Origin of the sequence: Candidatus Clostridium helianthi (genome assembly GCF_045310795.1) — a bacterium.
In the GTDB taxonomy this organism is placed as follows: domain Bacteria; phylum Bacillota; class Clostridia; order Clostridiales; family Clostridiaceae; genus Clostridium; species Clostridium helianthi.
On record NZ_JBJIAB010000004.1, the window covers coordinates 143484 to 169861 of the forward strand.

Genomic DNA, 26378 nt, shown 5'->3' on the forward strand with positions numbered 1-26378 from the left:
TAACTGAATAATTAATGATAATTCTGCTTAATAAGCAAAGTAAAAGAGAAGATAATAATTTATCTTCTCTTTTACTTTTGCAATCTTTCTTCATACAAAGATTTATACATATTATATGTTTTTTCATCTAAACAAACCATTGCAATTTCATCAAAGGTATCTGGAGAGTCATTTATAAATGATAAAATTTCATCTAATGCTATATTGCAGGCTTCATTTAATGGATAGGAATAGGCGCCTGTGCTTATAGATGGTAAAGCAATAGTTTTAATGGGATGATCATTAATATAATCATCGAGTTCTTTTAGTATAAAGTCTCTTTGTTTATCAGTATTAAAGCGATAAAGATTTTTGTTTAAAATTTCGTTACACTGCTTTGAATAAAATTCAGAATAATTAGCTGCTATTTCAAAAACAGAACGATAAGCATTTCTTAAGTATTTTTCCTCTGAGCCGTTATTTCGGTAAATGGGCCCTACAGTATGTATTACCCAATGTACACCATGATCACTCAAGTTATAAGATCTTGTTAATTTTGATCTGCCAGTCAAACAGCCATTTAGCTGTCTACACTCATCTAATAGTTTTTCACCGCAAGCCTTGTGAATAGCACCATCAACTCCTCCACCGCCAAGTAGAGATGCATTCGCAGCATTTACAATAGCATCAAATTTGATTTTTGTTATATCATCAAAAAGTATTTTAAAGTTAGTCAAATTAATCACCTCATATTAGTCATACAAAAATTCTCTCACTTAATAGTTTACACCCAATTAACATAAATAAAAATACTATTTTTTGAAAAAAATGTTAATTAGATATATGAAAATTAAATTATAGTTATACATATGAGAGAAATAATAAAATAATAAAGCACACATTTAATGTATGCTTTATTATTTTGTTTAATTACAATAATCTTTAAATTCTAGAAAAAGAACTAATAAAATAAATTAATTAAATAGGTTGATTTTCTAAATTTTTTCTTCTATTATCTAAAGGATTTAAATTTATATGATGTACTTTCATTGTTTCGTCTGGGTCCATAATTAACCTGTCTAAACGAATTCTACCTTCAGAAGTATTTGCAACAACCATAGTTTCAGTACCCTTTTTGTAAAGAACCCAGTTGTAACCGTCTTTTACTACTTTATTTACATCTTCCATTGAAATTAAAGCAGTATCCTTATGATTTCCGAATTTATCTCTTAAAATTATACCCATTGTATCGTGATCGATTTTAGTACAATCATTTTTTAAACTTCTATTATATAATTCTAAATTTTCTTTTCTGTTATCTAAAGTATTTCCGTTTAAGTGTTTTATTGGAGTCTTTGGATTAACATCTAAAATAACAGATTGAATTGATTTTTTAGTGGAAACTGTTTTTCCATTAACTTTAGCAGTCTCTAAAGTTTGAACAAGATGATTATTGAAATCCTTATGCCATTCAGCAAACCAAATTCCAGCTTCTTTAACTTTTTTAGCGTCGAATGTGTCTATCTTGCAAACTAGTTCACTTCCATCTTTCTTTAAGACAGTAATTTCAGTAAGATTACCTTTTTCAGTATATTTATTTTCTTGAGTTTTATAATTTGTATTTATGGTTAAGCACCTCTTTCATGATTTAATGTTTATTAATATATGTGAATGACAATCTAATTTGAAAAATAACACAAAATAAGTTATTTTTCAAGGTTTTGTATATATTATGACACATATATAATTAATTTAAACATTACATCATTATACCAGATTAAAAATATAAAAGATATACACCTATAAAAAAAGCGCGAAGCGCAACCAAAAACATATTATTAATTAAAAAAGTGTTAGTAATATGTAATAAGAACAACTGATAAAAAAGTACGCACCTTATAAAAAAGCGTGAAGCGCAACCAAGATCATTTAAGTTAAAAAAAGAACTTACCTTATAAAAAAGCGCGAAGCGCAACCAAAAACATATAATCAATAAAAAAATCTCATTAATATATAATAAGAACGACTGATAGAAAAGTACGCACCTATAAAAAAGCGCGCACATATGAAAAGAGTGCGAAGCACAATTTGGAACTTATTAAGCAAAACCAAAATCATTAAATTATATTTCATTGTGTATACCCACAAAATCTTAAAAAATATTAAATATATGGTAGACGCAGCTGAGTAAACTAAAGTAAAATAGAATTTGATATTAAGAAAGCGCAGATAATGAGGTACTAAATATGATAATAACTGAGACTTTAAAAAACATTTTGGAAGATAAGAAATTTATACACAAAGCTATATCTATTACAGTACCTATAACATTACAAGCTCTGTTAAACACAAGCTTGAATCTTGTGGATACTGTAATGATTGGAAGTTTAGGTCAGAGTTCAATTGCAGCAGTTGGCCTTGCAAATAAAGTATTTTTTGTTTTTACATTACTATTATTTGGTGTCGTTAGTGGGTCTTCGATTTTAACAGCCCAATATTTTGGCAAAAATGATATAAAAAATATAAGAAGAGTATTAGGTATGTCTCTGATTATTGGCTTAGTTGGATCAATTATTTTTGTAATACCGAGTTTAATATGTCCCCAAATAGTTATGAGTATTTTTACGCCAAATGAAAATACGATAAAAATAGGTGCATCGTATTTAGCTATAGCTGCCATTAGTTATCCTTTAACTGCAGTTACAAATGTTTATGTAGCACTTTTAAGAGGGGTAAATCAGGTAAAAGCTCCTGTTGTCATAACAGTGTTTTCTATTTGTATTAAAGTAATGCTAAATTATACTTTAATATTTGGACATTTTGGGGTACCAGCTCTTGGGGTACAAGGAGAAGCTATTGCAACTATAATAGCTAGAACAATTGAATGCACATGTATTTTAGCTATAGTATATTATGAAAAAGGACCTGCAGCCGCAAAATTTAAAGAACTTATCTCCTTTAATAAGAATTTTGCAAAATTATATGCTTCAACTGTATCTCCAGTTATAATTAATGAATTTATGTGGGGATTAGGAGTAACGATGTATTCTTTAGTATATGGAAGAATGGGAGACGGAGCTGTTGCAGCAATTACAATAACCCAAACAGTTGAACAAATAATGACAGTTGTATTTCAGGGGATAAGTGCAGCAACTGCGGTTATATTGGGAAATGAATTAGGTGCTAATAAATTGGATGATGCAGAAAGTCATGCAAAGTATTTTATAATACTACAGTTTATTTTTGCTTTAATAATGTCTGCAACATGCTTGTTTATTAGAAGTCCAATAATTATGCTATTTAATGTAACTGAAGGTGTAGCAGTAGATATTAGCAGATGCCTAATAGTTTTTTCATGCTATTTACCATTTAAGATATTTAATTGGGTAAATATTGTTGGTATACTTAGAAGTGGTGGCGACACTAAAGCTGCATTAATGCTAGATATTACTGGAGTCTGGTTAGTTGGCATACCGTTTGCCTATTTAGGTGGAATGTTACTTGAACTTCAGATATATTTCGTATATGCAATGGTTACATTTGAAGAAGTATACAAATTTATACTTGGGTTTAGGAGATATAAGCAAAGAATATGGCTTAAAAATTTAGTTTAGAATTGGGGAGGATTTTAAAATAGAAGATGAAGTCTATTTTTATAATTCTCCCTATTTATTCTAAAAAAGAAAGATTTGAAAAAATTAAAGCGAATTGTATAAATATGGAATTCTTAATTTTTTTGTAACCTCTCAGAGGATTATTTCCTATATAATAGGAGATAATGAAAATATTAAATAAATATAGATTTCGGAGGAATATATGGATAAACAAACAAACCATAAGCCAAGAAAAAAAACGCACAAAAGAAAGAAAAGAAAATCTAATTCGAGAGTACTTTTAAAGGGATTATTGGATATGTTTATCTTTTTAGCTATAACAACACCATTAGTACTGTTCTTTGGACCATATGATAATACGAGAAAAACATTTATATCAACAGTCCTAGCAACAAGGCATGCATATTTAATAAATGATATAATTCCACAGTCAGCATTAAATAAACTTCTTGGAATAGATGAAGAGAGTGATAGTCAAGAAGTTTTTCAAGATATGAAAAAAATAAATGTTAAATATAAAGTTGGAAATGAAATAAATCGATACGATATACATACTCAGAGATTTGATGGATATGTGTTAGAAGTGAAGAATCCATTAAAAATGAAAGTTGCAATGACTAAGTTTTTAGGTAAAATGGGTGAAAAGACAAGTCAGATGGCGGAAGATAATAATGCTGTTGCAGCTATTAATGGTGGATCATTTATTGATAAATCAACTGATGGAACTGCTTATGCAGGTACTGGATCTGAACCTGGTGGATTTGTAATATCAGGCGGAAATGTTATTTATCCAAAGTCTGGTGCAGATGAGAAAAAAGTTGAAAATGTAATTGCATTTACAAAAAGTGGAGAACTAGTAGTTGGGGATCATAGTTTGGCTGATCTAAAAAAGATGAATGTACAGGAAGCTATGTGTTTTAGAAGACCTAATATTGTAATTAATGGGATTAGACAAGTAAAAAATAAAATGGAAGATGGGCTTAATCCTAGAACTGCAGTTGGTCAGAAACAAGATGGAACTATAATTTTATTAGTTATAGATGGAAGAAAGATAACGTCACCAGGAGCGAGTTTATATGATGTTCAAGAGATAATGATGGAAAGAGGTGCTGTTAATGCAGGTGCTCTTGATGGAGGATATTCTTCAACTATGTATTATAAAGGAAATGTTATAAATTCTCCTAATGCTTGGGATGGTGAAAGAACCGTTGCTACAGCATTTTATGTGGAACAGTAAAAGGAGGATAAGTGATGAGAAATATTAAAAGAAGATTAGCATGGTGTGCGCTTGCTCTAATATTACAGCAATGCATATTTTTATATTTTGATAAAGTATATTTGGCATCTGATCTTAATATAAAAGCTGAAGAAGTTAAAGATGAGGATAATGTGGCTGATAAGAAAACAGAGATTAATATAAAAAAGGGAGTAAGTGAAATTAAAGTATCTTCAGATGCAAGATATGTATCATATATAGAAGACAGTAAGCTTAAAACATTAGATAGCAATGATGATAAGGAAAAAGTATGTGATACAGATAGTGGATCAGAAATTGTATTCTATAGATGGCTTAATAGTGAAGATAATATGATAATAATCCAAAAGATAAAGGAAAAAGGTGCGTACTATTTTGAGCCTATATCTTTTGATGCTAAAAAAGGAGAAGCAAGGGATCTTGCAGACTTTGATTTAAAAAAGGTTAGAATTAAGCTTGAGAGTACAAAGGATGAAATTAATAATGTTGTATTTTCAACATTAACTCATAGTTTATATATAGAAGTGAAGAAGAGTAGTGGAAAATGTGATTTGTATTACGCAAACGTAATGAATCAGTTGAAGAAGGTTAAAAGTGAAAAAGTTATAGGAAATGTTGTAGTACCAACAACTAGCACTAATGCGATAATGGAGGAAAATAACAGTATAACTATATTAAATACAAAAGGAAATGTATCAATACCTAATGTTAAAAGTGCAAAAATATTAGGAGCTGATGTTAATGATAATGTATATTTTGGCGAAGTAGCAGACAACAAAATTAAAAATATATATTACAGCGTGTTATCTGATAGTCAGAGGAAATGGAATCAATTAAAACTTGCGAAACCTGTTGATAAAAATGATATACTAATCGATTATTCAGGTAAAGTTTATATTAATAGTAAATCAGATAATAGTGTATTAGAATTAACAAGTAATAAAAACATAAAATATAAAGGGGAATTGGTTCAATCATATTCTAAAGGAATCATTTCTAGAGATGGCAATACATTAATTAAAAATAAGTTGGAATAGAATAATATGAATAATGAATAAGTTAAGAAAAAATAGATAAACTATACATTGATGAAAAGAAGATCTTCATAAAAAGGAAGATCTTGTTTTTTTACATAAAATCAATGGAGGAATGAAAATGTCTAAAATAGGAGTAGTGAGTGCAATATTAGAGCATCCAAAGGAAGTACAAGATGAATTTAATGATGTAGTAGCATCATTTAGAGGAAGCATAAAAGGAAGGATGGGAATACCTTTTGCTGATGAGTTATCAGTTATATCCATAGCTCTTACAGGAGAATCAGAAGAAACAATAAATGATTTTACAGAGCAGCTTGATCGTATTGATGGTGTATCAGTGAAAACTTCAATAGCAAAGATTGAAGTCTAGCAGGATAAGAAATCTTTGAAAATAAAGTCTGTATTTAAAAATATAAAGAATGCATACCTGACACCTTTAAAAGTTGCTGGGTATGCATTAATTTTTATAGTAACATAAATTTTACAGTTATATTTTAAAATAAATGCTATAATATATAAGTTCAAATCAATATAAATGATTCTTTACGAAATTATTTCAGTTATAATATTACTTAATGGTTTAAGGCAAACTTCTATGAAGTAGATTTTTAGAAAATATATAAGTTTAAGGGAAGAGGCGGTGTTTTATGAATCTGGTAGCATTTCAAATTGGAACCTATGAAATTAGGTGGTATGGTATATTAATAGCTCTTGGAGTAATATTAGCTATAATATTAGCAAACTATAATTGTAAAAAGAAAGGAATAGACTTTGACATAATATTAGATTGCTTTTTTGTTGCCTTTCCTACTGCAATTATTGGTGCAAGAGCATATTATGTAATATTTGAATTTGAAAATTATAAAAACAATTTGATAGATATTTTTAATATTAGAAAAGGTGGATTAGCTATTCATGGAGGACTAATTGGTGGGTTTATTGCTACCTACATATTCTTTAAAATAAAGAAATTAAATATGCTAAAATACTTAGATCTAGCAGCACCATCAATTATTTTGGCCCAAGCAATTGGAAGATGGGGAAATTTTATGAATGGAGAGGCGCATGGTGGAGAAGTTTCACATTCATTTATAAGCCATTTTCCAAGCTTTATACAGAAAGGCATGTATATTGAAGGCAGTTACTACAATCCAACATTTTTATATGAATCAATTTGGAACATTGTGATTTGTTTGATTTTGCTATTAATTCTATATAAAAAGAAAAATAATGAGGATGGTGTTGTAGTAGCAAGCTATATAACGCTATATTCTTTAGGAAGGGTATTTATAGAAGGATTAAGAACAGACAGCTTAATGCTTGGTAATATAAGAATTGCACAATTGATAAGTATTATTGGAATGGTATTAGGAATAGTGATTGTACTATACATTAAAAGAAAAAAAGCTAAGAATTTAACTTAAGCCTAAAATTAAGTATATTATAAAACGAATAAATTCAGAGTTATAATATACTTAATGGAGCTATTAGGAAGATTAATTTAAATTAAAATTTAAGAAGCAAACATATCAATGCGTATCACTTTTTTAGATGTATATTTAAAGTAATTATATCCATCAATCCAGTATTTAATAAGCTTAGGTTTATAACTTAAAACATGTTTTAAGAAGTCCTCAAAAACATTTGATTTTACTAAAACTTTAATAATCTCCTTAGGATAAGGAGTCTTTTTTACAAAAACCTTTCTTGGATCTATAACTTGAATTTGCTCATTTTTGTTAACAAATATATGGGCATCTCTTATATCAAGTCTTGTAAATTTTAAAGTTTTAAACTCTTCTATAAGATTTATTATTTCGATAGATAGATTATAAGATAATCCATTTTTCTTTATATAAGAACTTAGATTATCACCTTCAACATAATCTCTTAAAATCATGTTGTTAGCAATAAATAATACTTTCGGAAAGAATCTGCTACCATTAACTTTTTCAAGCAGATCAGCTTCGTTTTTAGCTTTCTTTTTATTATAAAATATTTTTAAGGCATACCCTTCTGGAGTTAAATAAACAGCACCTTCCTTACCTTTTCCTAAAAATTCGCACTCTTTAATATCTAAAATGTATCTCATCTTATCACTTTAATTAATTACTTTAGATATTATATGCTGAGACTATTTAGAATTCTACATTTCTATAAATTTGTTCTAGATATCTTCATAAAATCTTCATATTAATTTTGTAATATAGATTATGAAAATTAGATAAATTATATGGAGGAAATAATTATGAATATGACACATTACATGTCACTATTAGCAGATAATCAACCTTGGAATTTAATTATTTTTATGGCAATACCAGTTATCTGTGCGGAAACACTTACAATTACTGAATTTTTCATTATTTTTAACAATGTACAAAAGGGTTGGTTAAGAACTTTAAATAAGGTTGTTGGTATATTTGATGGGATTTATTTTACAGGAATATTCATTTACCTATTAGTAAATGCTGTAATCCCTCTAACAAATACTGGTGGATGGCATACTTGGGTTGACGTATTGGCAGTTGGATTTTATTTAAGCGGCGTTATCTTCCTTTTGCCGATTGCTCTAATGGAACTAGGGTTAATCTTTAAGAATAGAACATCAAGGGAAAAAGCAAAAATTCATTTTATACTTATTGGAGGATTTCTAGTTGTTGCACATATTGCAATGATATTTGGAATGGTTAATCCTGAAATAATAAATAATATGTCAAACATGTCGCAAATGCCTGGAATGTAAAAAGGGTGTAGTACGTTAAGATAATTGCATTTTTTGTTATAATAAGATAAATTGTCTTTACATTAGCATTTTCAAAATGTATAATTGATTTGTATTTTGTAAATACTATATAAAATATAAATATAGAAAAGTGCAATGAAAAAGAAGAGTAAATAGAATTTTAATTATAAGAGATCTAGGGAGGGTGTAATCCTAGAATTTAAAACTATTGAAGGAAGCTTTGGAGTAATAAATAAAAAGCATAAGGTATATGCCTTAAAGCGTAGTATATTTATGGGGTTATTCCCTTAAAGATAATTAAGAGGGTTAAATCAAACGTATTTGAAATTTAAAATTAGTATGTTTAAATTAATCAATTTAGGTGGTAACGCGGAAGTCAGCCTTTCGTCCTAAGTATATTTTAGGATGAAAGGCTTTTTTATGTTAAAAACTAAGGAAAAATTCTAATTAAAGATAAAATAATAATTTAAGATTAAGAAAGTTTCTTAGGAGGTGCCAACATGGAATTAATCCCATTTAAACGTCCAACTGACCATTATGAAGAAAAAATAGGTGGAATCGATGAGCAGATTTGTGAATTAATAAGAAAACGCAAGGATATATCAAATAATAATCCAGGTTATCCACCATTTGAGTATATCTCAAAATGGGCAGAAAAGTTTAATTTATATGAGAACCAATTAAAATCAGTATTCAGTTCACTATGGAATGAATCATCATATAAGCCAGTAGTTGAACCAGATGGATTTAGAAAAAATCTACAGATTTTAAAGATAACTGAGAAAGATGATAGCCTTTTCTATGTAACCTTCATTCGTCAGTACTCAAATGCAAGTCTTATAAATTTTAATATAGATAGGAATGATATAAGTGATTCTTCAAATTGCAAATCAAAGCATAGCAGCTTTGAACTGTTTATAGGAGAAGAATATAATTGTAGGATGAAAAGTGGATGCGGGTCAGGAGAACATTATTGTTATAATTTTGTAGTATCACCAGCACTGCCTGATGATGTTTCTGGAATTGATTTAACCTTTATAGAATATGAGATTCCATTAATGGAGAAGAAAAAAGTTGATGAGATTATAATACATTTATGATAAAGAATGTTAATAAGTTTAATTAAGATACATTACAAACATAATGTATCTTATAAATAAATTGCCATAGCAAGGGGCTAATAATACCTTGTAAGGAAGAATGATAAGGAGAGATACAAATAATGAGTTTTGAAAAAATAGCAGATATGATATTTGGAAATGTTGAACATACAACCGAATATTATATTGAAAAATATCCAAAGAGAAATCTGAAAGTTGGTGCAAGAGTTACAAGATATGCGCCAAGTCCAACTGGATTTCAACATATAGGTGGTGTATTTGCTGCATTAATAAATGAAAGATTAGCAAGTCAAAGTGAAGGGGTTTTTTATTTAAGAATAGAAGATACTGATCAGAAAAGAGAAGTAGAAGGTGCTATAGAAGATACTATAGCTACAATGCATAACTTTGGTATGGACTTTAGCGAAGGTATGACAGGAGAGGATACTTCTAAAGGTGAATATGGTCCATACAGACAAAGTCAAAGAGCTGAAATATATAATACTTTTGCGAAAGATTTACTTATAAAAGGTTTAGCTTATCCAGATTTCTGTACTCCAGAAGAATTAGCTGAACTTAGAGAAAGACAAATAGCTAATAAAATAACTCCTGGTTACTATGGCGAATATGCAAAATTCAGAAATATAACTGAAGATGAAGCTATAAAGAGAATTGAAAATGGAGAAAAGTATATTATAAGATTAAAATCTCCAGGAAATCCTGAAAATAGAGTTGAGTTCCACGATCTAATTAAGGGGGATATATCATTCCCAGAAAATAATCAAGATGTGGTACTTATTAAAGGAGATGGACTTCCAACTTATCACTTTGCTCACGCTATAGATGATTATTTAATGAGAACAACAGATGTAATAAGAGGAGAAGAATGGTTATCATCACTTCCTATACACGTTCAATTATTTGAAGTATTAGGTTTTGAAGCACCAAGATATGCTCATATTCCAACAATAATGAAACAAGATGGTGGATCAAAGAGAAAGCTTTCAAAGAGAAAGGATGCAGAAGCTGCTGTTTCTTACTACAAAGAAGTTGGATTCCCAGTGGTAACTGTAATAGAATATTTACTTAACATAGTTAACTCTACTTATGAAGAATGGAGAGCTGAAAATCCTAAGGCTGATTATCATGAATTTGAAGTCCATTTAGAAAAAATGGGTAAGAGTGGAGCATTATTTGATTTAGTTAAATTAAACGATGTATCAAAAGATAGAATAGCTGCTATGAAGGCTTCTGATGTTTATGATTACTATACAGCATGGGCTAAGGAATTTGATGCAGAAATGTATAAATTAGTTACAGAAAATGAAACTATGGCAAAGGAAATCTTCAATATAGATAAAGAAGGTCCAAAACCAAGAAAAGATTTTGCAAAATGGGATGAAGTAAAAGATAAGATTTTTTATTTCTTTGATGAACTATTCTATAAGGAATCAGCAGAACAAATTGAACTTCCAAAGGGAGTTACATTAGAAGCAGCAAAAGAAATAGTAGAAACTTACAAGAAAGAATTTAAATTTGATGTAGAAAGTCAAGAAGCTTGGTTTGATGACTTAAAGGAAATAGGAATTAGACTTGGCTATTGCGCTAATAGAAAAGAATTTAAGGCAAATCCAGATCAATATAAAGGTATGATTTCGGATGTTGCAGGAGCAGTTAGAGCAGCACTAACTCATAGAACTAATTCACCTGACATTTATACTATAATGCAAATCATAGGTGAAGAAAATACAAGAAACAGATTTGATAAATTTTTAAATATATAAACCATAAGCAAAAGGTATAGGTTGGACGTACTCCAAACACTATGCCTTTTTAATTTTATGGGAAAGTTTGAACTTAATTCATTTAAACTTGAAATGCATTAACTGCATCTCTAAGCTTTTCTGCAAGTTTATTTAAGTCTTGAGTATGTTTAGCTATTTGATTTACACTTGCTAGTTGCTGCTCAGTTGTGGCAGAAATTTGTTCAGTTGCAGCAGAGCTTTCTTCAGTTGAAGCAGAAAGAGTCTCTAAAACCTCAACTATTTCATTTTTCTCGTTTTCCATCTCAAGGCTATAAGTTTTTAGGTTTTTCATATCGTTTGTAATCTTTTCTACAGATTTTAATATTTCAACAAATATATCCTTAGCGTCTATTACAGAATTATTTTGCTCCTTAGCTATTAGCTTTCCGTCTTCAATGGCTTTTACAGCAGCCTTTGATTTATCTTGGATTCCATTGATTAATTCTTTAACTTTTGAAGCAGACATTGAAGATTGAGAAGCTAATTTTCTAACTTCTTCAGCGACTACAGCAAAGCCTTTTCCTTGCTCACCAGCTCTTGCAGCTTCTATAGCAGCATTTAAAGATAATAAATTTGTTTGTTCTGAAATCTGACTTATTGCCTCAGTGATAGATCCAATTTCAATAGAAGTTTTATCTACTTCCATTATTATAGCGCTAGTTTTTTCAGTGGCTTTGTTATTTTCGATTGATTTTTTTGAAAGTAAATCAATTGCTTCTAAACCTCTGTTGCTAATATTAGTTGTTTTAATTGCAATATCGTTAGTTTCTATTGTTAGTTTTGTAACTAAATCTATTTTCTCTGATAAATTCTTAACTCTTATAACTCCGTTTTCAGTTTCTTTAGCCTGTTCATTTGAACTTTTAGCAATCTCTTCAACAGAATCTGATACTTCATTAATAGAAGCTGTATTTTCAGCGACAATTTCATCTAACAATTTAGAAGAATCAAAAACAACATTAATTGAATCTTTAACTGAACTTATAAAATCGTTAACATTTCTAACCATTATATTAAAGGAATTATTTAGATTACCAATTTCATCTCTGTTTCTGATTTTGATGGCTTTAATATTCAAGTTACCTGAAGCTACAGTATCTACAGCGTCACTAATTTCTCTAATTGGAGCAGATATGTGTTTTGCAAATATCATAATTACTGCAGAACCTAAAATAATTACTGACAATAATATAATCAAAGTAGTAATAAGAATATTATTTGAACCAATATTAAAATCATTCATATAAGTACCGGCACAAACTACCCATCCCCAATGCGGATCAGTCTTTTGATAAGTTATTTTGTCTGAAATCTTATCTGAATTAGGAAGTGTCCACCAATAAGTTAGATAACCTCCGCCATCATTGGCTACTTTAATTTGATCTTTAACAAATAGTGCACCAGTCTTTTTATCTTTATAATCTAGCACGCTTTTGCCTTCTAAACTGGGATGAACTGCTTCAACTCCATCTTGAGTATAAGCTAACAAATAACCACTTTTACCTAAGCTTAAATTTTGATTGATTTTTCTTGTACCATCCGCTTGTTTTTCGCTAAGCATATATTCTCTAACTCTTTCTTGAGCGTCATCAAGAGATAGTTTTCCTTGATCTACAAGCTTTTGATTTGCATCAATAACTTGTAATGTCATTTCTACGCTATTTTTTAATAAAACCTTCCCGCTATTTTCAAGTTCAGCTCTTGCTACATAATAACTTACTAATCCGAGTACAAGTACAGGTGTACTCAGCAATAAGATCATTACTAAAATAAGTTTTGTTTTTATAGGTAAGCCTTTTGTCTTTTTTGTAGATTTTATAATCATTTGCATTCCCCCTAATATATAAACTTACTCTATTATCGAAATGTAATTTATCAACTTAATAGTAAATGTTGGCTTTTAGCGAAATATAGAAAATTAGGTGGAATTTATGGTTTAGTTATAATGAAAATGATGAAGAATTTTTAAGTGGCATAAAAAATTTTGATCAGATAGTTTTATATAAAATTATCTGGATTAGGAGGGTAAAAATAAATTAAGGCAGAGAAATCTAATATATAAGATTCATCTGCCTTAATTTATTTTTATTATTAGCTTAATTTAAATGATGATTTTAATGGTACTATTCTATTAAATACTAATTTATCATCAGTTGTATATTTAGTATCTACATTAAAGAAACCATTTCTAACCATTTGGAATTTATCTTGAGGTTTAGCATCTTTAAATGCAGTTGGTTCAATAAAACCTTGTAATATTTCTAATGAGTTTGGATTAATTTGTTCTAGGAAGTGTTTTCCTTCATTTTCTGGTGCATCATCTAAAATTAAAGGTTCATATAACCTGAATTCAGCAGGAAGACAAGTTTTCGCATCTACCCAATGGATTGTTCCTTTAACTTTTCTGCCAGTAAAGCCAGAACCACTCTTTGTTTCTGGATCATAAGTACAATGAATTTCTATTACCTCACCATTTTCATCCTTGATCACTTCATTACATTTAACAAAGTATGCTCCTTTTAGTCTAACTTCATTACCAGGAAATAATCTGAAGTATTTCTTTGGTGGATTTTCCATAAAGTCTTCTTTTTCAATATATAGTTCCCTAGAGAATGGAACAAGTCTTGTACCTTGAGTTTCGTCTTTTGCATTATTCTCTATTGAAAGCATTTCTGTATCATTTTCAGGATAATTAGTTATTACAAGCTTTAAAGGATTTAGCACAGCCATAGACAATGGCGCCTTAAGTTGTAAATCCTCTCTTATAAAATAATCTAGCATTTGGGAATCAACAACAGAATTAGCCTTAGCAACACCGATAGCGCTGCAGAAATTTCTTAGCGCATCAGGAGTACATCCTTTTCTTCTAAGTCCAGAAATAGTAGGCATTCTAGGATCATCCCATCCATCAACAACTTTTTCATCAACTAATTGCTTTAATTTTCTCTTACTCATAACAGTATTAGTCATATTTAATCTTGCAAATTCTATTTGTCTTGGAGTAGCTTCCATTTCACATTCTCTTACTACCCAGTCATAAAGTGGTCTGTGATCTTCAAACTCTAAAGTACAAATAGAGTGTGTAACATGTTCAATAGCATCTTCTAATGGATGAGCAAAATCGTACATTGGGTATATGCACCATTTATCACCAGTATTGTGATGAGTAGAATGAGATATTCTATATATAACAGGATCTCTCATATTTATATTTGGTGATGCCATGTCTATTTTAGCTCTAAGAACTTTTTCGCCGTCAGCAAATTCACCATTTTTCATTCTTTCAAATAAATCTAAATTTTCTTCAACGGATCTATTTCTATAAGGGCTGTCTTTACCAGGCTGAGTTAGTGTACCTTTATATTCTTTAGCTTCTTCAGCTGTTAAGTCACAAACATAAGCTTCACCTTTTTTTATTAGTAGAACAGCTCTATTGTACATTTCGTCAAAATAGTTAGATGCAAAGAAAAGTTCATCCCAATGACCACCAAGCCATTGTACATCTTCTTTAATTGATTCAACATATTCTGTATCTTCTTTAACAGGGTTAGTATCATCAAATCTTAAATGAGTTTTTCCTTTAAACTCATCAGCCAAACCAAAATTTAAAAGAATTGATTTAGCGTGGCCTATATGTAAGTAACCGTTAGGTTCTGGTGGAAAACGAGTAATTATCTCTTTATGCTTTCCGCTTTCTAGATCTTCTACAACGATATTTCTTATAAAATTAGAAGAATTTATTTCGTTTGACATAGTCTTACCTCACTTATAAGTGTATTTAAATTAAGAAAAGAATATTTACTTGAAGTAGTATTCCCTCTTAACTATATTGTTATTTTTGCTTAATAATAATTTTAATCTAATATAAAGAAAAAATAAAGATAAAATTATTTAAATTGCCTAAAGTTGCTAAACATGAGCTTTAATAAACTTAAATTTAGTTTTAATTTTATTATTATACATATTACTATGGAAAATAAAACGTAGGATAATTCGTGTATTATAATATTAACATTTTTAATAACATTGTTTAGGATTTGCTTTGTTTTGAGATAGTTTCTTACAAAAGAGATTGTAGCAGTATTCAGTATTAGTATTTAGTGAATTTATTTCAATAATAATTATGATTTAAATTAAAAAATGAATTGAATATTTTATTGAATTGATGTAAACTGACTATTAGTTAAAAGATTAGCTTATAATAAGCTTTGCACACGTGAAACTATTATTTAAGTTAATGGAATTATTGAAAGTAATTTGGCCTATAATTCCAAAAATAATTTTGAAAATTAAAGGAGAAGTATGAAGAAATTATTAGCACTTATAATTAGAATGACATTCGGATTTTTATTATGCGCATTAGGAACTGTGTTGGCTCTTAATTCAAATCTAGGATTAAGTCCATGGGATGTATTTCACCAAGGATTAACAAATGTAACTAGTTTAACTATTGGACAGGCAAGCATTATAGTTGGAATAATAATAGTAGCAATTACAAGTATTTTAGGGCTTAAAGTTGGGATGGGAACTATAGCGAATATGATAGTGATTGGATGTTTTATGGATTTAATAATACATTCTAAAATCATTCCAGTTTGTAATAACATATATACAGGCATAATAATGTTAATTGGAAGCTTATTTGTTACAGCTTTAGGAAGCTATTTGTATATTGGATGTGAAATGGGATGTGGTCCTAGAGATGGTCTTATGATTGCATTAGTTAAGCGTACAGGTAAACCAATTGGAATAATACGACTATTTATAGAAGCGGGAGCGCTAATTATTGGATGGATTCTAGGCGGTTTTGTCGGAATTGGAACGTTAGTCACTGCCATTGGAATCGGATATTGCGTACAGTTAATTTATAAAGTATTTGGATTTGATATAAAGGTGCTAAAGCATAGGAATATAAAAGAAGGGTTAAAGTTTGTTAACGAATGTATAACTATCTGTTAGAATTCTAATAGAATTGATTTTAACTGATAAACGAAAATATAGAAGCAAAAATGTATATCTAGTTTTATATATTCATATGCTATAGTAATTCAAAGTAAGTGAAAAATTTTACGATAGTATAATTATATATTATCGTAAAATTTTTAAGGGTATATTTATAATATTTATTTAAGGTGAGAAGAGTTTTTATATAAATCTTCTCACCTTAATTTTTTTAGTAGACTTTAATAAGAAATTTATAGTATATTATAACTGGCCAATATAATTCCAAAACTAGTTATTAAGTTAAATATAAACATATACTTGAAAATTAACATAAATATATATATAATATACATAGCAACAAATTAATAGTTATAAAAAACAGCGATGATAAAAACTACGATTTATAAATTTCTTCAGAGAGCCGATGGGTGGTGCGAATCGGTGAAAGGTTAAATCTTTCCACTTTTGGAGCTGTGCGTGATAAATGCAAAGGTTAGTAACCTATATAATACTAGTGTCGAGGGGCTGGTTGTAATATTAACCAGCAATTTGGGTGGCAACGCGGATTATTCCGTCCCAATTATATATTGGGATGGTTTTTTTATTTTTTGAAATAATAATATATATATTTAATCAGGAGGGAAAAAAATGTTAGACATTAAATTCGTAAGAGAAAATCCAGAGATTGTTAAACAAAACATAAAAAATAAGTTTCAAGATAATAAGTTGGGGTTAGTAGATGAAGTATTAGCTTTAGATATTGAACTTAGAAAAGTTAAGCAAGAAGTAGAAGCTTTAAGAGCTGATAGAAATAAGTTATCAAAACAAATTGGTGGATTAATGGCTCAAGGTAAAAAAGAAGAAGCCGAGGAAATAAAGAAAAAAGTTAATGCCGATTCAGAAAGAATGGCAGAGCTAGACGTTAAAGAAAGAGAACTAGAAGAAAAAGTTAAAGTTATCATGATGACTATTCCAAACATAATAGACCCAAGTGTTCCAATTGGTAAAGATGATAGCGAAAATGTAGAAGTAGAAAAGTTTGGGGAACCAGTTGTTCCAGATTTCGAAATTCCATACCATACAGATATTATGGAAAAATTAAGTGGTATTGATTTAGATAGTGCTAGAAAAGTAGCAGGTAATGGTTTCTATTACTTAATGGGAAATATAGCTAGACTTCACTCAGCTGTAATTTCTTATGCAAGAGACTTTATGATAAATAGAGGATTTACATATTGTATTCCACCTTTTATGATTCGTAGCCAGGTTGTAACTGGAGTTATGAGTTTTGCTGAAATGGATGCTATGATGTACAAAATTGAAGGTGAAGATTTATACTTAATAGGAACAAGTGAACATTCTATGATTGGTAAATTTATAGATACAATATTACCAGAAACTTCACTTCCTCAAACTTTGACTAGTTATTCACCTTGCTTTAGAAAAGAAAAAGGGGCACATGGTATAGAAGAAAGAGGAGTATACAGAATTCATCAATTTGAAAAGCAAGAAATGGTTGTTGTATGTAAGCCAGAAGACAGCATGACTTGGTATGATAAAATGTGGAAAGATACAGTAGATCTATTCCGTTCTTTAGATATACCAGTGAGGACTTTAGAATGTTGCTCAGGTGATTTAGCAGATTTAAAAGTAAAATCAGTAGACGTAGAAGCATGGTCTCCAAGACAAAAGAAATACTTCGAAGTAGGAAGCTGTTCTAATTTAGGGGATGCACAAGCTCGTCGTTTAAAAATCCGTGTAGATGGTAAAGATGGTAAGTACTTTGCGCATACATTGAATAATACAGTAGTTGCACCACCAAGAATGCTTATTGCATTTTTAGAAAACAACTTAAATGAGGATGGATCTGTAAATATTCCAGTTGCATTGCAACCATATATGGGTGGTATGACAGTAATTAAATAGAGTAAAATAAATCAGATATATATAAATTTAGAAAGACAACAAATTAAAGAGGTATTAAGCTCATTAATTTGCTGTCTTTTTCATACAGTAAAATATTATCAAATATTTTCAATAATATTTTTAGTAGAGGATTAAGATATTATACATATAAAAGCAAAAGTTACTGACAATGTGATATAAATCACGCTAAAAATTCAGCACAATGGTTATAATATTATCATCTAAGAAGAAGTTTAGATAATGATATTAAGGGAGGAATTAATTATGTCAAGTTTTGCTGTTAGTATAGATGTTAGAATTTATGAAAGAGGTCATAAAAAGGAGATTATATTTAAAGCTTTTGAAGAGCTTGAACAAGGTGAAACAATGGAGCTTATAAATGATCACGATCCTCGTCCACTTTATCAGCAGTTTATAGTTAACTTTCCAGAACACTTTGAGTGGAAATATTTAGAGCAGGGACCTGAAATATGGAGAATAGGTATCACAAAGAAATAAGGCACATTCAATAAGAGAGAAAAGGAGTTGTTTTTTATAATATGACATTTATAAGTAAAGATTTATACCAATTTAATAGCTATGTTGAACCAATTAACCTTACATTTCATCAATATTTGTTATTAGGGAATGAACCATTATTAGTTCATACAGGGAACGTTATGCAGGCAGAAGCTTTGGTGCCAGAATTAAAAGAGGTACTTAATGGTAAAGAGCTAAAGTATATTTTTATTTCACATTTTGAGGCGGATGAATGTGGAGGTCTATCATTAATATTAGAACATTTCCCTAAAGCTAAAACAATTTGCTCTGAAGTTACAGCGCGTCAGTTAAATGGTTTTGGAATAAAAGCAGAAATTATTACTAAGAAAGCAGAGGAAACTTTAAATACTGATAATTATGAATTAGAGTTCATCAATTACCCTTCGGAAATGCATCTTTGGGATGGATTATTAGTTATAGAAAATAAACGTGAGATATTTTTTAGTAGTGATTTGATGTTTGCATTGGGAAAAGAAATAGGAACAATAAAAGAATCTGACTGGAATACAGAAGTAAACAGCATTAAGCCAGAACAAATACCAGATAATAATAAGCTGAAAGATTTGCAAGAAACTTTAAAAAAGTTAAAGCCTAACTTTATAGCTACGGGTCATGGGCCATGTCTTAAATTAAAATAAAATGAAGGTTATATTTAAGATAGAAATTTGTTCTTAAATATAACCTTTTTGTTTTGAATTCAATATTGAATATTACAAGAACTAATATCTTATAATTTAATATTTTGAATATTGATTTAAATCATATTATTTGTCTTTCTATTTTTTAAATTACGTAACCATTGTTACAGATTTAAACAGAGTATTTTAGTAATATATATCTGTAGCACAGAGCTAATATAGAAATTAAAAAATATTAATTTTATTTTAGTAACGTATGTTACAGAAGTGATACTGGCAATATAGTAAACTCTAAATTGTCAAAGTTAAGAGAGATTAACAAGAAATTATTAATTATTTATATAAAAAGAAAAATAGGAAATAGGAGGACATAATATGTCAATGTTTTGTTATCAATGTCAAGAAACAGCTGGATGTAAGGGCTGTACTAAAGTAGGGGTATGCGGTAAGGATGAGTATGTAGCAAAGGCTCAAGACTTATTAATATATGTAACTAAAGGACTAGCTATAGTAAGTAATGAAGGAAGAAAAGTTGGAGTTAAGGATAGTAAAGTTGATAAATATATAACAGAAAACTTATTTACAACAATTACAAACGCTAATTTTGATAGAGATTCTATTTTAGATAGAGTTAAAGAAACTTTAAAATTAAGAGAAGAATTAAAAGCTAAAGTAATTAGCTCTGGTGGTAAAGTTGGAGAAGTAAAAGTAACTGGTGGTTTCTTCAAGAAAATATTCGGAATGCAAACTACAGAAATGATTATGCCAGAAGCAGCTACTTGGACAGCTGACAATACAATAGAATTTGATGAAAAAGCAGAAAAGGTTGGAGTTCTTGCAACTGAAAATGAAGATATAAGAAGTTTAAGAGAACTTATCACTTATGGATTAAAAGGATTATCTGCTTACATGAAGCATGCTATGAACTTAAAATATAATAATGAAGAAGTTCATGCATTTATGGCAAAAGCATTAGCTGCTACAATAGATGATACATTAACAGTTGATGATTATGTTGGACTTGCATTAGAAGCAGGTAAATTTGGTGTAGATGGTATGGCATTACTTGATAAAGCTAATACTGAAAGCTACGGACATCCAGAAATAACAACAGTAGATATTGGAGTTAGAACTAATCCAGGAATATTAATTTCAGGACATGACTTAAGAGACTTAGAAATGTTACTTGAGCAAACAGAAGGTACTGGAGTAGATGTTTATACTCACGGAGAAATGCTTGCTGGGCAATACTATCCAAAATTTAAAAAATATAGTCATTTTGCAGGAAACTATGGTAATGCATGGTGGAAACAAAAAGAAGAATTTGAAAAATTCAATGGACCAATCCTTATGACTACAAACTGTATAGTTATACCAAAGGATTCTTATAAGAAAAGATTATTTACAACAGGTGCTACAGGAATGCCAGGATGTCCTCATATTGAACCTAAAGCTGATGGAACAAAGGACTTCTCAAAAGTTATAGCAATGGCTAAAAAATGTAAAGCACCTACTGAAATAGAAAAAGGACAAATAGTTGGAGGTTTTGCTCATAACCAAGTTTTAGCTTTAGCAGATAAGGTTGTAGATGCAGTTAAATCTGGTGCTATAAAGAGATTCTTTGTAATGGCAGGATGCGATGGTAGAGCTAAATCAAGAGATTACTATGCAGAATTCGCACAAAAGTTACCAATGGATACAGTTATATTAACAGCAGGTTGCGCTAAATATAAATATAACAAATTAAACTTAGGTGATATTGGAGGAATTCCAAGAGTATTAGATGCAGGACAATGTAATGATTCATATTCATTAGTTGTTATAGCACTTAAACTTCAAGAAGTATTTGGATTAAAGAGTGTAAATGAATTACCTATATCATACAACATAGCTTGGTATGAACAAAAAGCTGTAATAGTATTATTATCATTATTACACTTAGGTGTTAAGAACATTCACTTAGGACCAACACTTCCAGCATTCCTTTCACCAAATGTTGCTAAAGTATTAGTAGATAACTTTGGAATTGGCGGAATCACTAATGTAGAAGACGACATGAAGATGTTTATGGAAGCATAAAAATAATTTGTGACAAATTGTAATAAAAAGTAAGATAAGTTCAATCAAATAAAGAGACACCCTATTTAATAATCTACAATATTATTTAAAATATATAATCCTAGCGGCATGATTGCAGCTAGGATTTTTTTAAAAATGAAATGCTTTTAAAAGAATTTATTCTAATTTTTAAGAGCTCTTTTAGAGATGATGTAGATATTCAGCTATCTATATTCAATAATAGAAAGAAATTTTCATATTTTTAGATATTTATAGATTAATAGTTTTATGTAAAAATATGAAAAAATATAAAAATAAATATATGTTTATATATTCCTATAAACATTTTTTTCTATATAAATATGAAAATATATAAATATTTATAGGAAACATCAGGGGTCAGAGAGTAGAGAAGACTAAATAATAGATAAACTACTTAATGGCTGCATAAAATTAAATTTTAATATCTAAAGCAATTTTGAGAGCCCAAATAGTGTTAAGTATTATGCAAAGAATCTTATCATAAATTATTGTTTAAATATTCATAAAGACAAAAAACTATAGATAAACCTATCATACAATAAGTTTATCTACAGTCCTTAAATAAAGAAAATAACAATCAAACCTTATTGCAACAGACTAACAAATTGCAATTTTCGCGTAACCCTACAATAACTAATCAATAATAGAAAACTCTAACTATAGGATTGCATCTTTATTTCTCAAGTTAAGTCTTTTGACTCTATATTGAGAAGGCATATTCATTCTTGAATATTTAATGCTTAACTGTTAACTTCTTTATAATCTTAATATGCCCCAAATTATTTAGCTAATACTATGAAGTTAATAGTTATATTGGAAATTTATCTTAATAAATTTATCAAATGGTATATTATTTTTTACACATAAAATTTATAACTTTATGTCAATTTATTAAGTATATGATAATGTAATATTAGGGAGAAATTATATGGGGTGAAAATTATTTATAATAGTTTAGTAATTGGAGATGAGAAAAGTGTAACAGAAGTTTTGAAGTCATATTTGGAAAGAGAGGTATATGGAGTTTATTCAAATATGTTTATAAAAGTGCGCAGAAGAATTTCTGTACTTTTTTTATATCCTCATAAAATCTTCATAACTTTATATTATAATCTATATATGTAATTTGAGTTATGATTTAAAATGCATCACTGTTTATAATAAGCAGCGATTTATTAGGAGGAGATTATGAGTATTAAGAGGGAGAATATTAAAGTTTATGATATGACATGTACGTCTTGCGAAAATAGAGTGGAAAGAGCTTTAATGAAAATTGATGGAGTTTTAAATGCTATGGCTAGCTACAGTGCACAGCAAGTAACTGTTGAATATGATAGCAAGCTTTGCAGTATGGAACAATTAAAAGAAGCTATTAATAAGGCAGGTTATAGTACAAAAAATTCGGTTAGCTTAAAATTTGCAGGCTTTTTAGTTATAGCAGCAGCAGTCTTACTTCTTGGCAATTCAACAGCAGGATTTGATATGAGTGCTAAGTTGAATAATGCATCTTATGTAGTGTTATTTATTGTTGGAATGCTTACATCTATACATTGTGTTGGCATGTGTGGTGGAATAATGCTTACACAAAGTTTATCTAAAAATAGCATTATAAATGAAAAAGAAAATAAATTTAAATCTTTGAAGCCTTCGATTTTATACAATGCTGGAAGAGTAACCTCATATACAATTATAGGTGGTATTGTAGGTGCGCTAGGTTCTGTTTTATCGTTATCGCTTAATGTAAAAGCTGGATTGCAAATATTTGCAGGATTCTTTATGGTAATAATGGGATTAAATATGACAGGCTTTTCTTTATTTAGAAAGCTTAATATTAAGCTGCCATGGTCATCTTGCAAAATTAAAAATAAACCTAAGGCTCCGTTTTTAGTTGGGATGTTAAATGGGTTAATGCCATGCGGTCCACTTCAGACAATGCAGCTTTATGCATTAGGTACTGGAAGTGCCATAAATGGAGCAATATCAATGTTTTTATTTTCACTCGGAACAGTTCCTTTGATGCTTATATTTGGTGCTGTATCAGGTTTATTAAGCAAGGGATATACGAAACAACTTTTAAAATTTAGTGGGATTTTAGTAGTGGTACTTGGATTAATAATGGGGAATAGGGGATTAGCTCTTGCTGGAGTTGGAATTCCTAATGCTAGCACACTAGCACAAAATCTTTCCGGAGGTGGAGCTCAAGCCGCGCAGGCCAACATAGGCAAGGCAACGATAGAAAATGGAGTTCAAGTAATTAGAATGACCGCAGATAATAATGGATATACTCCTAATGCATTTTACGTACAAAAAGATATGCCTGTTAAGTGGATAATTACAGGGAACCAAATAAATTCTTGTAATAATGCAGTGGTAGTACCATCACTTAACATACAAAAAACATTAAAATCTGGAGAAAATGTTATAGAATTTACACCTAAGGACGGAGACATAAACTTTAGCTGTTGGATGGGAATGATAAGAGGGATAATTAAAGTTACAGATAATCTTGATTCAGTTGATACATCGAAAGCAGATTCATCAATTCCGGCTCCTAGTAGTGGTATGAGTTGCTGTACAGGAACTTCAGCAAGTAATACTCCTCAAGCTCCAAGTATATATGGTGATGATTTAAGTAAAGTTTCTACTGATAGGTTAATTAAAAAAGCTAATATTTCAGGAGACACCCAAAATCTAAGTATAAAGGGAACTGGTTATGAATTTGAACCACTTGTAGCAGTTTTGCAAAAAGGCATAAAGACTAAGCTTTCTGTAGATCTTAATTCCTTTGATAAGGCTGATGGAGTTTTCATAATATATGATGCAAATAGTGGAGATGAGGTAACTACTTTTACAGGCAGAAAAGATGTAGTAAATGTGGAATTTAATATAGACAAGAGTGGAACATATCTAATTGTTAAAGACAATGTAGTTGCAATGGGAATAGAAGTTACAGACTCATTAAAAACTGTAAATTTAGATGAAGTTCGTAAGAAACTTATAAATGAATAAAGAATAAATGAGAATTAAGGCTGGTATATAGCAAATTAATGTATATCAGTCTTTTTCGTTTAGTTAAGATATATATTAAAGATATTTATTATAAGCAGATAATGCATATTTCAATTCACAGTGCACATTTCACAATTCACAACTACGGCTAAAATTCTTGTAATATTTTTAGAATTATGATGAAGAATTATTTTTGTAACATATATACCAATTCCAAATAAAAAATAAAGAATTTCACAAAATCGACACAATTATGATGTATTATTATTTAACAATTAGGTAAATGAAGTTTATAAAAGGTATTATTGTTCATAATTAAAGATATTAGTAAGTAACTATGATTTAAGGAGGTTTTTATGAGAAGTAAGTTAGTTAAATTTATAATAATTGCAGCTTCAATATTTACATTAGTTTCTATTTCAGATTACTTACCTAAAAATAATGGCATGAATAGTACGAGTAATAGTGTAAGCAATTTTGTAAGAGCACTAAGAAGCGGTGATTTAGATAGCCTTCTAAGTAGTGTGAAAGATATAATAAGTGTCGATAAAAATAATAATAAGCATAACTTAGTGTCACCAAGAGACCTAGAACAATGCATCTTAGATGAAATTGGTGATATAAAAGGGATTAAAATAATCAATGAGCCTAAAATTATAAAAATAATAAAACCAATACAGAAGACTCCAGTAAAAAGTGATTTTAAATTAGGAGAGATAAATGAAAATACTAATAAAGCTGTAAATGATCCTGGATATAAGTATGAGTGGGATATAAGCTACACAGAGGCAGATAAAGCATGGCCTCTAATAAAACAAAAAAGAGAAATTAAAGTAGCAGTTTTAGATACAGGAGTAGATTATACTCATCCAGATTTAAAAAATAGAGTATTAAAGAGCAAGGGATATAATTTTGTAGATAATAATTCTGATACTATGGATGACAATGGTCATGGTACTCATGTATCAGGAATAATAGCTGCAAATGCTAATGACAATATTGGTATAGCAGGAATTGATGGGACATTAGACGTAAAAATAATTCCGATAAAAGTATTAAATAGCAATGGCGAAGGTGAGGTAAATGACATAGTTAGGGGGATTAAGTATGCTGCAGATAACGGAGCTGATATAATTAATTTGAGTTTTGGAGCTAATGAGAAGAGTAAATCAATTGCAGAAGCAATAAGTTATGCTAAGAGTAAAGGCGCATTTGTAGTAGCTGCGGCTGGTAATGATAATGAAGATAGTAATAATATCAGTCCAGCTGGAGACGGAGCTTTTACAGTAGCTGCAATGAGTTATAATTATAAAAAGGCATCGTTTTCTGATTATGGTAATTGTATAAAGGTTTCAGCGCCAGGAGTAGAAATATTAAGCACAGTTCCAGGTGGTTACGAGGCATGGGATGGAACAAGTATGGCAGCACCAGTAGCAACAGGAATAGCAGCTATGGTTAAAGCAGAAGATCCTAATTTATCTCCAAGTCAGATTGAAGATATTTTAGATAGTACTGCTAAGGATATTATGTCCAAAGGTAAGGATAAGCAATCAGGATATGGACTTATAGATGCTTATAATGCTATCAAAAAAGTGAAGCAATTAGAAAAGTAATATAGATGAAGTTAATGAGGGTATTAATGATGATTATGATGTTTAAAGGTGGTAAAAATGAAAAGTGCTGTG

The 26378-nt window shown here is 29.5% G+C and carries 20 protein-coding genes and 2 other annotated features; of the genes, 15 read left to right on the forward strand and 5 right to left on the reverse strand.

All coding sequences use genetic code 11. The features are described from left to right. Positions 1–71 precede the first annotated feature (71 nt). Positions 72–716, reverse strand: coding sequence for a macro domain-containing protein (locus ACJDTP_RS04955; protein ID WP_077845030.1), 645 nt, complete (start codon positions 714–716; stop codon positions 72–74). Positions 717–957: 241 nt separating this feature from the next. Then, the gene (locus ACJDTP_RS04960; protein ID WP_031275701.1) at positions 958–1605 is read right to left on the reverse strand and encodes a hypothetical protein; all 648 of its coding nucleotides are present in this window, start codon (positions 1603–1605) and stop codon (positions 958–960) included. A 620-nt stretch (positions 1606–2225) separates the two neighbouring features. Here ACJDTP_RS04960 and ACJDTP_RS04965 point away from each other — a divergent pair. The 5 genes from ACJDTP_RS04965 (at position 2226) to lgt (ending at position 7309) form a co-directional block, all read left to right on the forward strand. Further along, positions 2226–3593, forward strand: coding sequence for an MATE family efflux transporter (locus tag ACJDTP_RS04965; RefSeq protein ID WP_406760651.1), 1368 nt, complete (start codon positions 2226–2228; stop codon positions 3591–3593). Between the two features lie 202 nt (positions 3594–3795). Continuing rightward, positions 3796–4830, forward strand: a complete 1035-nt coding sequence (locus ACJDTP_RS04970) for a phosphodiester glycosidase family protein (protein WP_011968752.1) — start codon at positions 3796–3798, stop codon at positions 4828–4830. Between the two features lie 14 nt (positions 4831–4844). Continuing rightward, positions 4845–5885: a hypothetical protein gene (locus tag ACJDTP_RS04975; RefSeq protein WP_077867993.1), complete on the forward strand. Its 1041-nt coding sequence runs from the start codon at positions 4845–4847 to the stop codon at positions 5883–5885. A gap of 118 nt (positions 5886–6003) precedes the next feature. Further along, positions 6004–6255: a TM1266 family iron-only hydrogenase system putative regulator gene (locus ACJDTP_RS04980; RefSeq protein ID WP_011968754.1), complete on the forward strand. Its 252-nt coding sequence runs from the start codon at positions 6004–6006 to the stop codon at positions 6253–6255. 277 nt (positions 6256–6532) lie between these two features. Next, on the forward strand, positions 6533–7309 hold the full coding sequence (lgt, locus tag ACJDTP_RS04985; protein WP_406760652.1) for a prolipoprotein diacylglyceryl transferase: 777 nt from the start codon (positions 6533–6535) through the stop codon (positions 7307–7309). 89 nt (positions 7310–7398) lie between these two features. On the opposite strand, the gene ACJDTP_RS04990 is transcribed toward lgt, so the two are convergent. Then, the gene (locus ACJDTP_RS04990) at positions 7399–7977 is read right to left on the reverse strand and encodes a serine/threonine protein kinase (RefSeq protein ID WP_406760653.1); all 579 of its coding nucleotides are present in this window, start codon (positions 7975–7977) and stop codon (positions 7399–7401) included. Between the two features lie 156 nt (positions 7978–8133). On the opposite strand from ACJDTP_RS04990, the gene ACJDTP_RS04995 reads away from it, so the two are divergent. The 3 genes from ACJDTP_RS04995 to gltX all read left to right on the forward strand — a co-directional run bounded on the left by ACJDTP_RS04995 (position 8134) and on the right by gltX (position 11515). Continuing rightward, positions 8134–8631: a DUF6803 family protein gene (locus tag ACJDTP_RS04995; RefSeq protein ID WP_077838824.1), complete on the forward strand. Its 498-nt coding sequence runs from the start codon at positions 8134–8136 to the stop codon at positions 8629–8631. 126 nt (positions 8632–8757) lie between these two features. After that, positions 8758–9026: a binding site (T-box leader), on the forward strand. Positions 9027–9131: 105 nt separating this feature from the next. Beyond that, complete coding sequence (locus ACJDTP_RS05000; RefSeq protein WP_173710969.1) at positions 9132–9731, forward strand: hypothetical protein; 600 nt, start codon at positions 9132–9134, stop codon at positions 9729–9731. Positions 9732–9853: 122 nt separating this feature from the next. Further along, complete coding sequence (gltX, locus tag ACJDTP_RS05005; protein ID WP_406760654.1) at positions 9854–11515, forward strand: glutamate--tRNA ligase; 1662 nt, start codon at positions 9854–9856, stop codon at positions 11513–11515. A gap of 82 nt (positions 11516–11597) precedes the next feature. Here the strand turns inward: gltX and ACJDTP_RS05010 are convergent, their stop codons facing one another. Together ACJDTP_RS05010 and ACJDTP_RS05015 are read right to left on the reverse strand one after the other, a co-directional pair. Further along, a complete protein-coding gene (locus ACJDTP_RS05010; protein ID WP_406760655.1) occupies positions 11598–13361 on the reverse strand; it encodes a methyl-accepting chemotaxis protein in 1764 nt (587 codons plus the stop codon). A gap of 266 nt (positions 13362–13627) precedes the next feature. Further along, positions 13628–15289: a glutamine--tRNA ligase/YqeY domain fusion protein gene (locus tag ACJDTP_RS05015; protein WP_078115028.1), complete on the reverse strand. Its 1662-nt coding sequence runs from the start codon at positions 15287–15289 to the stop codon at positions 13628–13630. 549 nt (positions 15290–15838) lie between these two features. Between ACJDTP_RS05015 and ACJDTP_RS05020 the strand changes: the two genes are divergently transcribed. The 7 genes from ACJDTP_RS05020 to ACJDTP_RS05050 all read left to right on the forward strand — a co-directional run bounded on the left by ACJDTP_RS05020 (position 15839) and on the right by ACJDTP_RS05050 (position 26306). Beyond that, entirely contained in the window at positions 15839–16495 is a 657-nt protein-coding gene (locus tag ACJDTP_RS05020) for a YczE/YyaS/YitT family protein (protein ID WP_065415877.1), read from the forward strand. A 360-nt stretch (positions 16496–16855) separates the two neighbouring features. Beyond that, positions 16856–17062: a binding site (T-box leader), on the forward strand. 66 nt (positions 17063–17128) lie between these two features. Then, positions 17129–18406 carry a serine--tRNA ligase gene (gene serS, locus ACJDTP_RS05025; RefSeq protein WP_264646737.1) on the forward strand — a complete coding sequence of 426 codons (1278 nt, stop codon included), beginning with the start codon at positions 17129–17131 and terminating at the stop codon, positions 18404–18406. 264 nt (positions 18407–18670) lie between these two features. Then, complete coding sequence (locus tag ACJDTP_RS05030) at positions 18671–18904, forward strand: DUF2249 domain-containing protein (RefSeq protein WP_011968764.1); 234 nt, start codon at positions 18671–18673, stop codon at positions 18902–18904. Between the two features lie 41 nt (positions 18905–18945). After that, the gene (locus tag ACJDTP_RS05035) at positions 18946–19584 is read left to right on the forward strand and encodes an oxygen-binding di-iron domain-containing protein (protein ID WP_406760656.1); all 639 of its coding nucleotides are present in this window, start codon (positions 18946–18948) and stop codon (positions 19582–19584) included. Positions 19585–19959: 375 nt separating this feature from the next. Continuing rightward, positions 19960–21663 (forward strand): hydroxylamine reductase, encoded by a 1704-nt coding sequence (gene hcp / locus ACJDTP_RS05040; protein ID WP_012058493.1) that lies wholly within the window; start codon positions 19960–19962, stop codon positions 21661–21663. Positions 21664–22872: 1209 nt separating this feature from the next. Further along, entirely contained in the window at positions 22873–24693 is a 1821-nt protein-coding gene (locus ACJDTP_RS05045) for an urease accessory protein UreH domain-containing protein (protein ID WP_406760657.1), read from the forward strand. A 356-nt stretch (positions 24694–25049) separates the two neighbouring features. Continuing rightward, positions 25050–26306, forward strand: a complete 1257-nt coding sequence (locus ACJDTP_RS05050; RefSeq protein ID WP_406760658.1) for a S8 family peptidase — start codon at positions 25050–25052, stop codon at positions 26304–26306. Positions 26307–26378 lie beyond the last annotated feature (72 nt).

Coding starts and splice junctions, on each gene's coding strand:
- lgt (WP_406760652.1), top strand. CDS start 6,533: ATGAATCTGGTAGCATTTCAAATTGGAACCTATGAAATTAGGTGGTAT.
- ACJDTP_RS04965 (WP_406760651.1), top strand. CDS start 2,226: ATGATAATAACTGAGACTTTAAAAAACATTTTGGAAGATAAGAAATTT.
- ACJDTP_RS04990 (WP_406760653.1), bottom strand. CDS start 7,977: ATGAGATACATTTTAGATATTAAAGAGTGCGAATTTTTAGGAAAAGGT.
- ACJDTP_RS04980 (WP_011968754.1), top strand. CDS start 6,004: ATGTCTAAAATAGGAGTAGTGAGTGCAATATTAGAGCATCCAAAGGAA.
- gltX (WP_406760654.1), top strand. CDS start 9,854: ATGAGTTTTGAAAAAATAGCAGATATGATATTTGGAAATGTTGAACAT.
- ACJDTP_RS05015 (WP_078115028.1), bottom strand. CDS start 15,289: ATGTCAAACGAAATAAATTCTTCTAATTTTATAAGAAATATCGTTGTA.
- ACJDTP_RS05020 (WP_065415877.1), top strand. CDS start 15,839: ATGAAGAAATTATTAGCACTTATAATTAGAATGACATTCGGATTTTTA.
- ACJDTP_RS05050 (WP_406760658.1), top strand. CDS start 25,050: ATGAGAAGTAAGTTAGTTAAATTTATAATAATTGCAGCTTCAATATTT.
- ACJDTP_RS05000 (WP_173710969.1), top strand. CDS start 9,132: ATGGAATTAATCCCATTTAAACGTCCAACTGACCATTATGAAGAAAAA.
- ACJDTP_RS04995 (WP_077838824.1), top strand. CDS start 8,134: ATGAATATGACACATTACATGTCACTATTAGCAGATAATCAACCTTGG.
- serS (WP_264646737.1), top strand. CDS start 17,129: ATGTTAGACATTAAATTCGTAAGAGAAAATCCAGAGATTGTTAAACAA.
- hcp (WP_012058493.1), top strand. CDS start 19,960: ATGTCAATGTTTTGTTATCAATGTCAAGAAACAGCTGGATGTAAGGGC.
- ACJDTP_RS04975 (WP_077867993.1), top strand. CDS start 4,845: ATGAGAAATATTAAAAGAAGATTAGCATGGTGTGCGCTTGCTCTAATA.
- ACJDTP_RS05010 (WP_406760655.1), bottom strand. CDS start 13,361: ATGATTATAAAATCTACAAAAAAGACAAAAGGCTTACCTATAAAAACA.
- ACJDTP_RS05035 (WP_406760656.1), top strand. CDS start 18,946: ATGACATTTATAAGTAAAGATTTATACCAATTTAATAGCTATGTTGAA.
- ACJDTP_RS05030 (WP_011968764.1), top strand. CDS start 18,671: ATGTCAAGTTTTGCTGTTAGTATAGATGTTAGAATTTATGAAAGAGGT.
- ACJDTP_RS04970 (WP_011968752.1), top strand. CDS start 3,796: ATGGATAAACAAACAAACCATAAGCCAAGAAAAAAAACGCACAAAAGA.
- ACJDTP_RS05045 (WP_406760657.1), top strand. CDS start 22,873: ATGAGTATTAAGAGGGAGAATATTAAAGTTTATGATATGACATGTACG.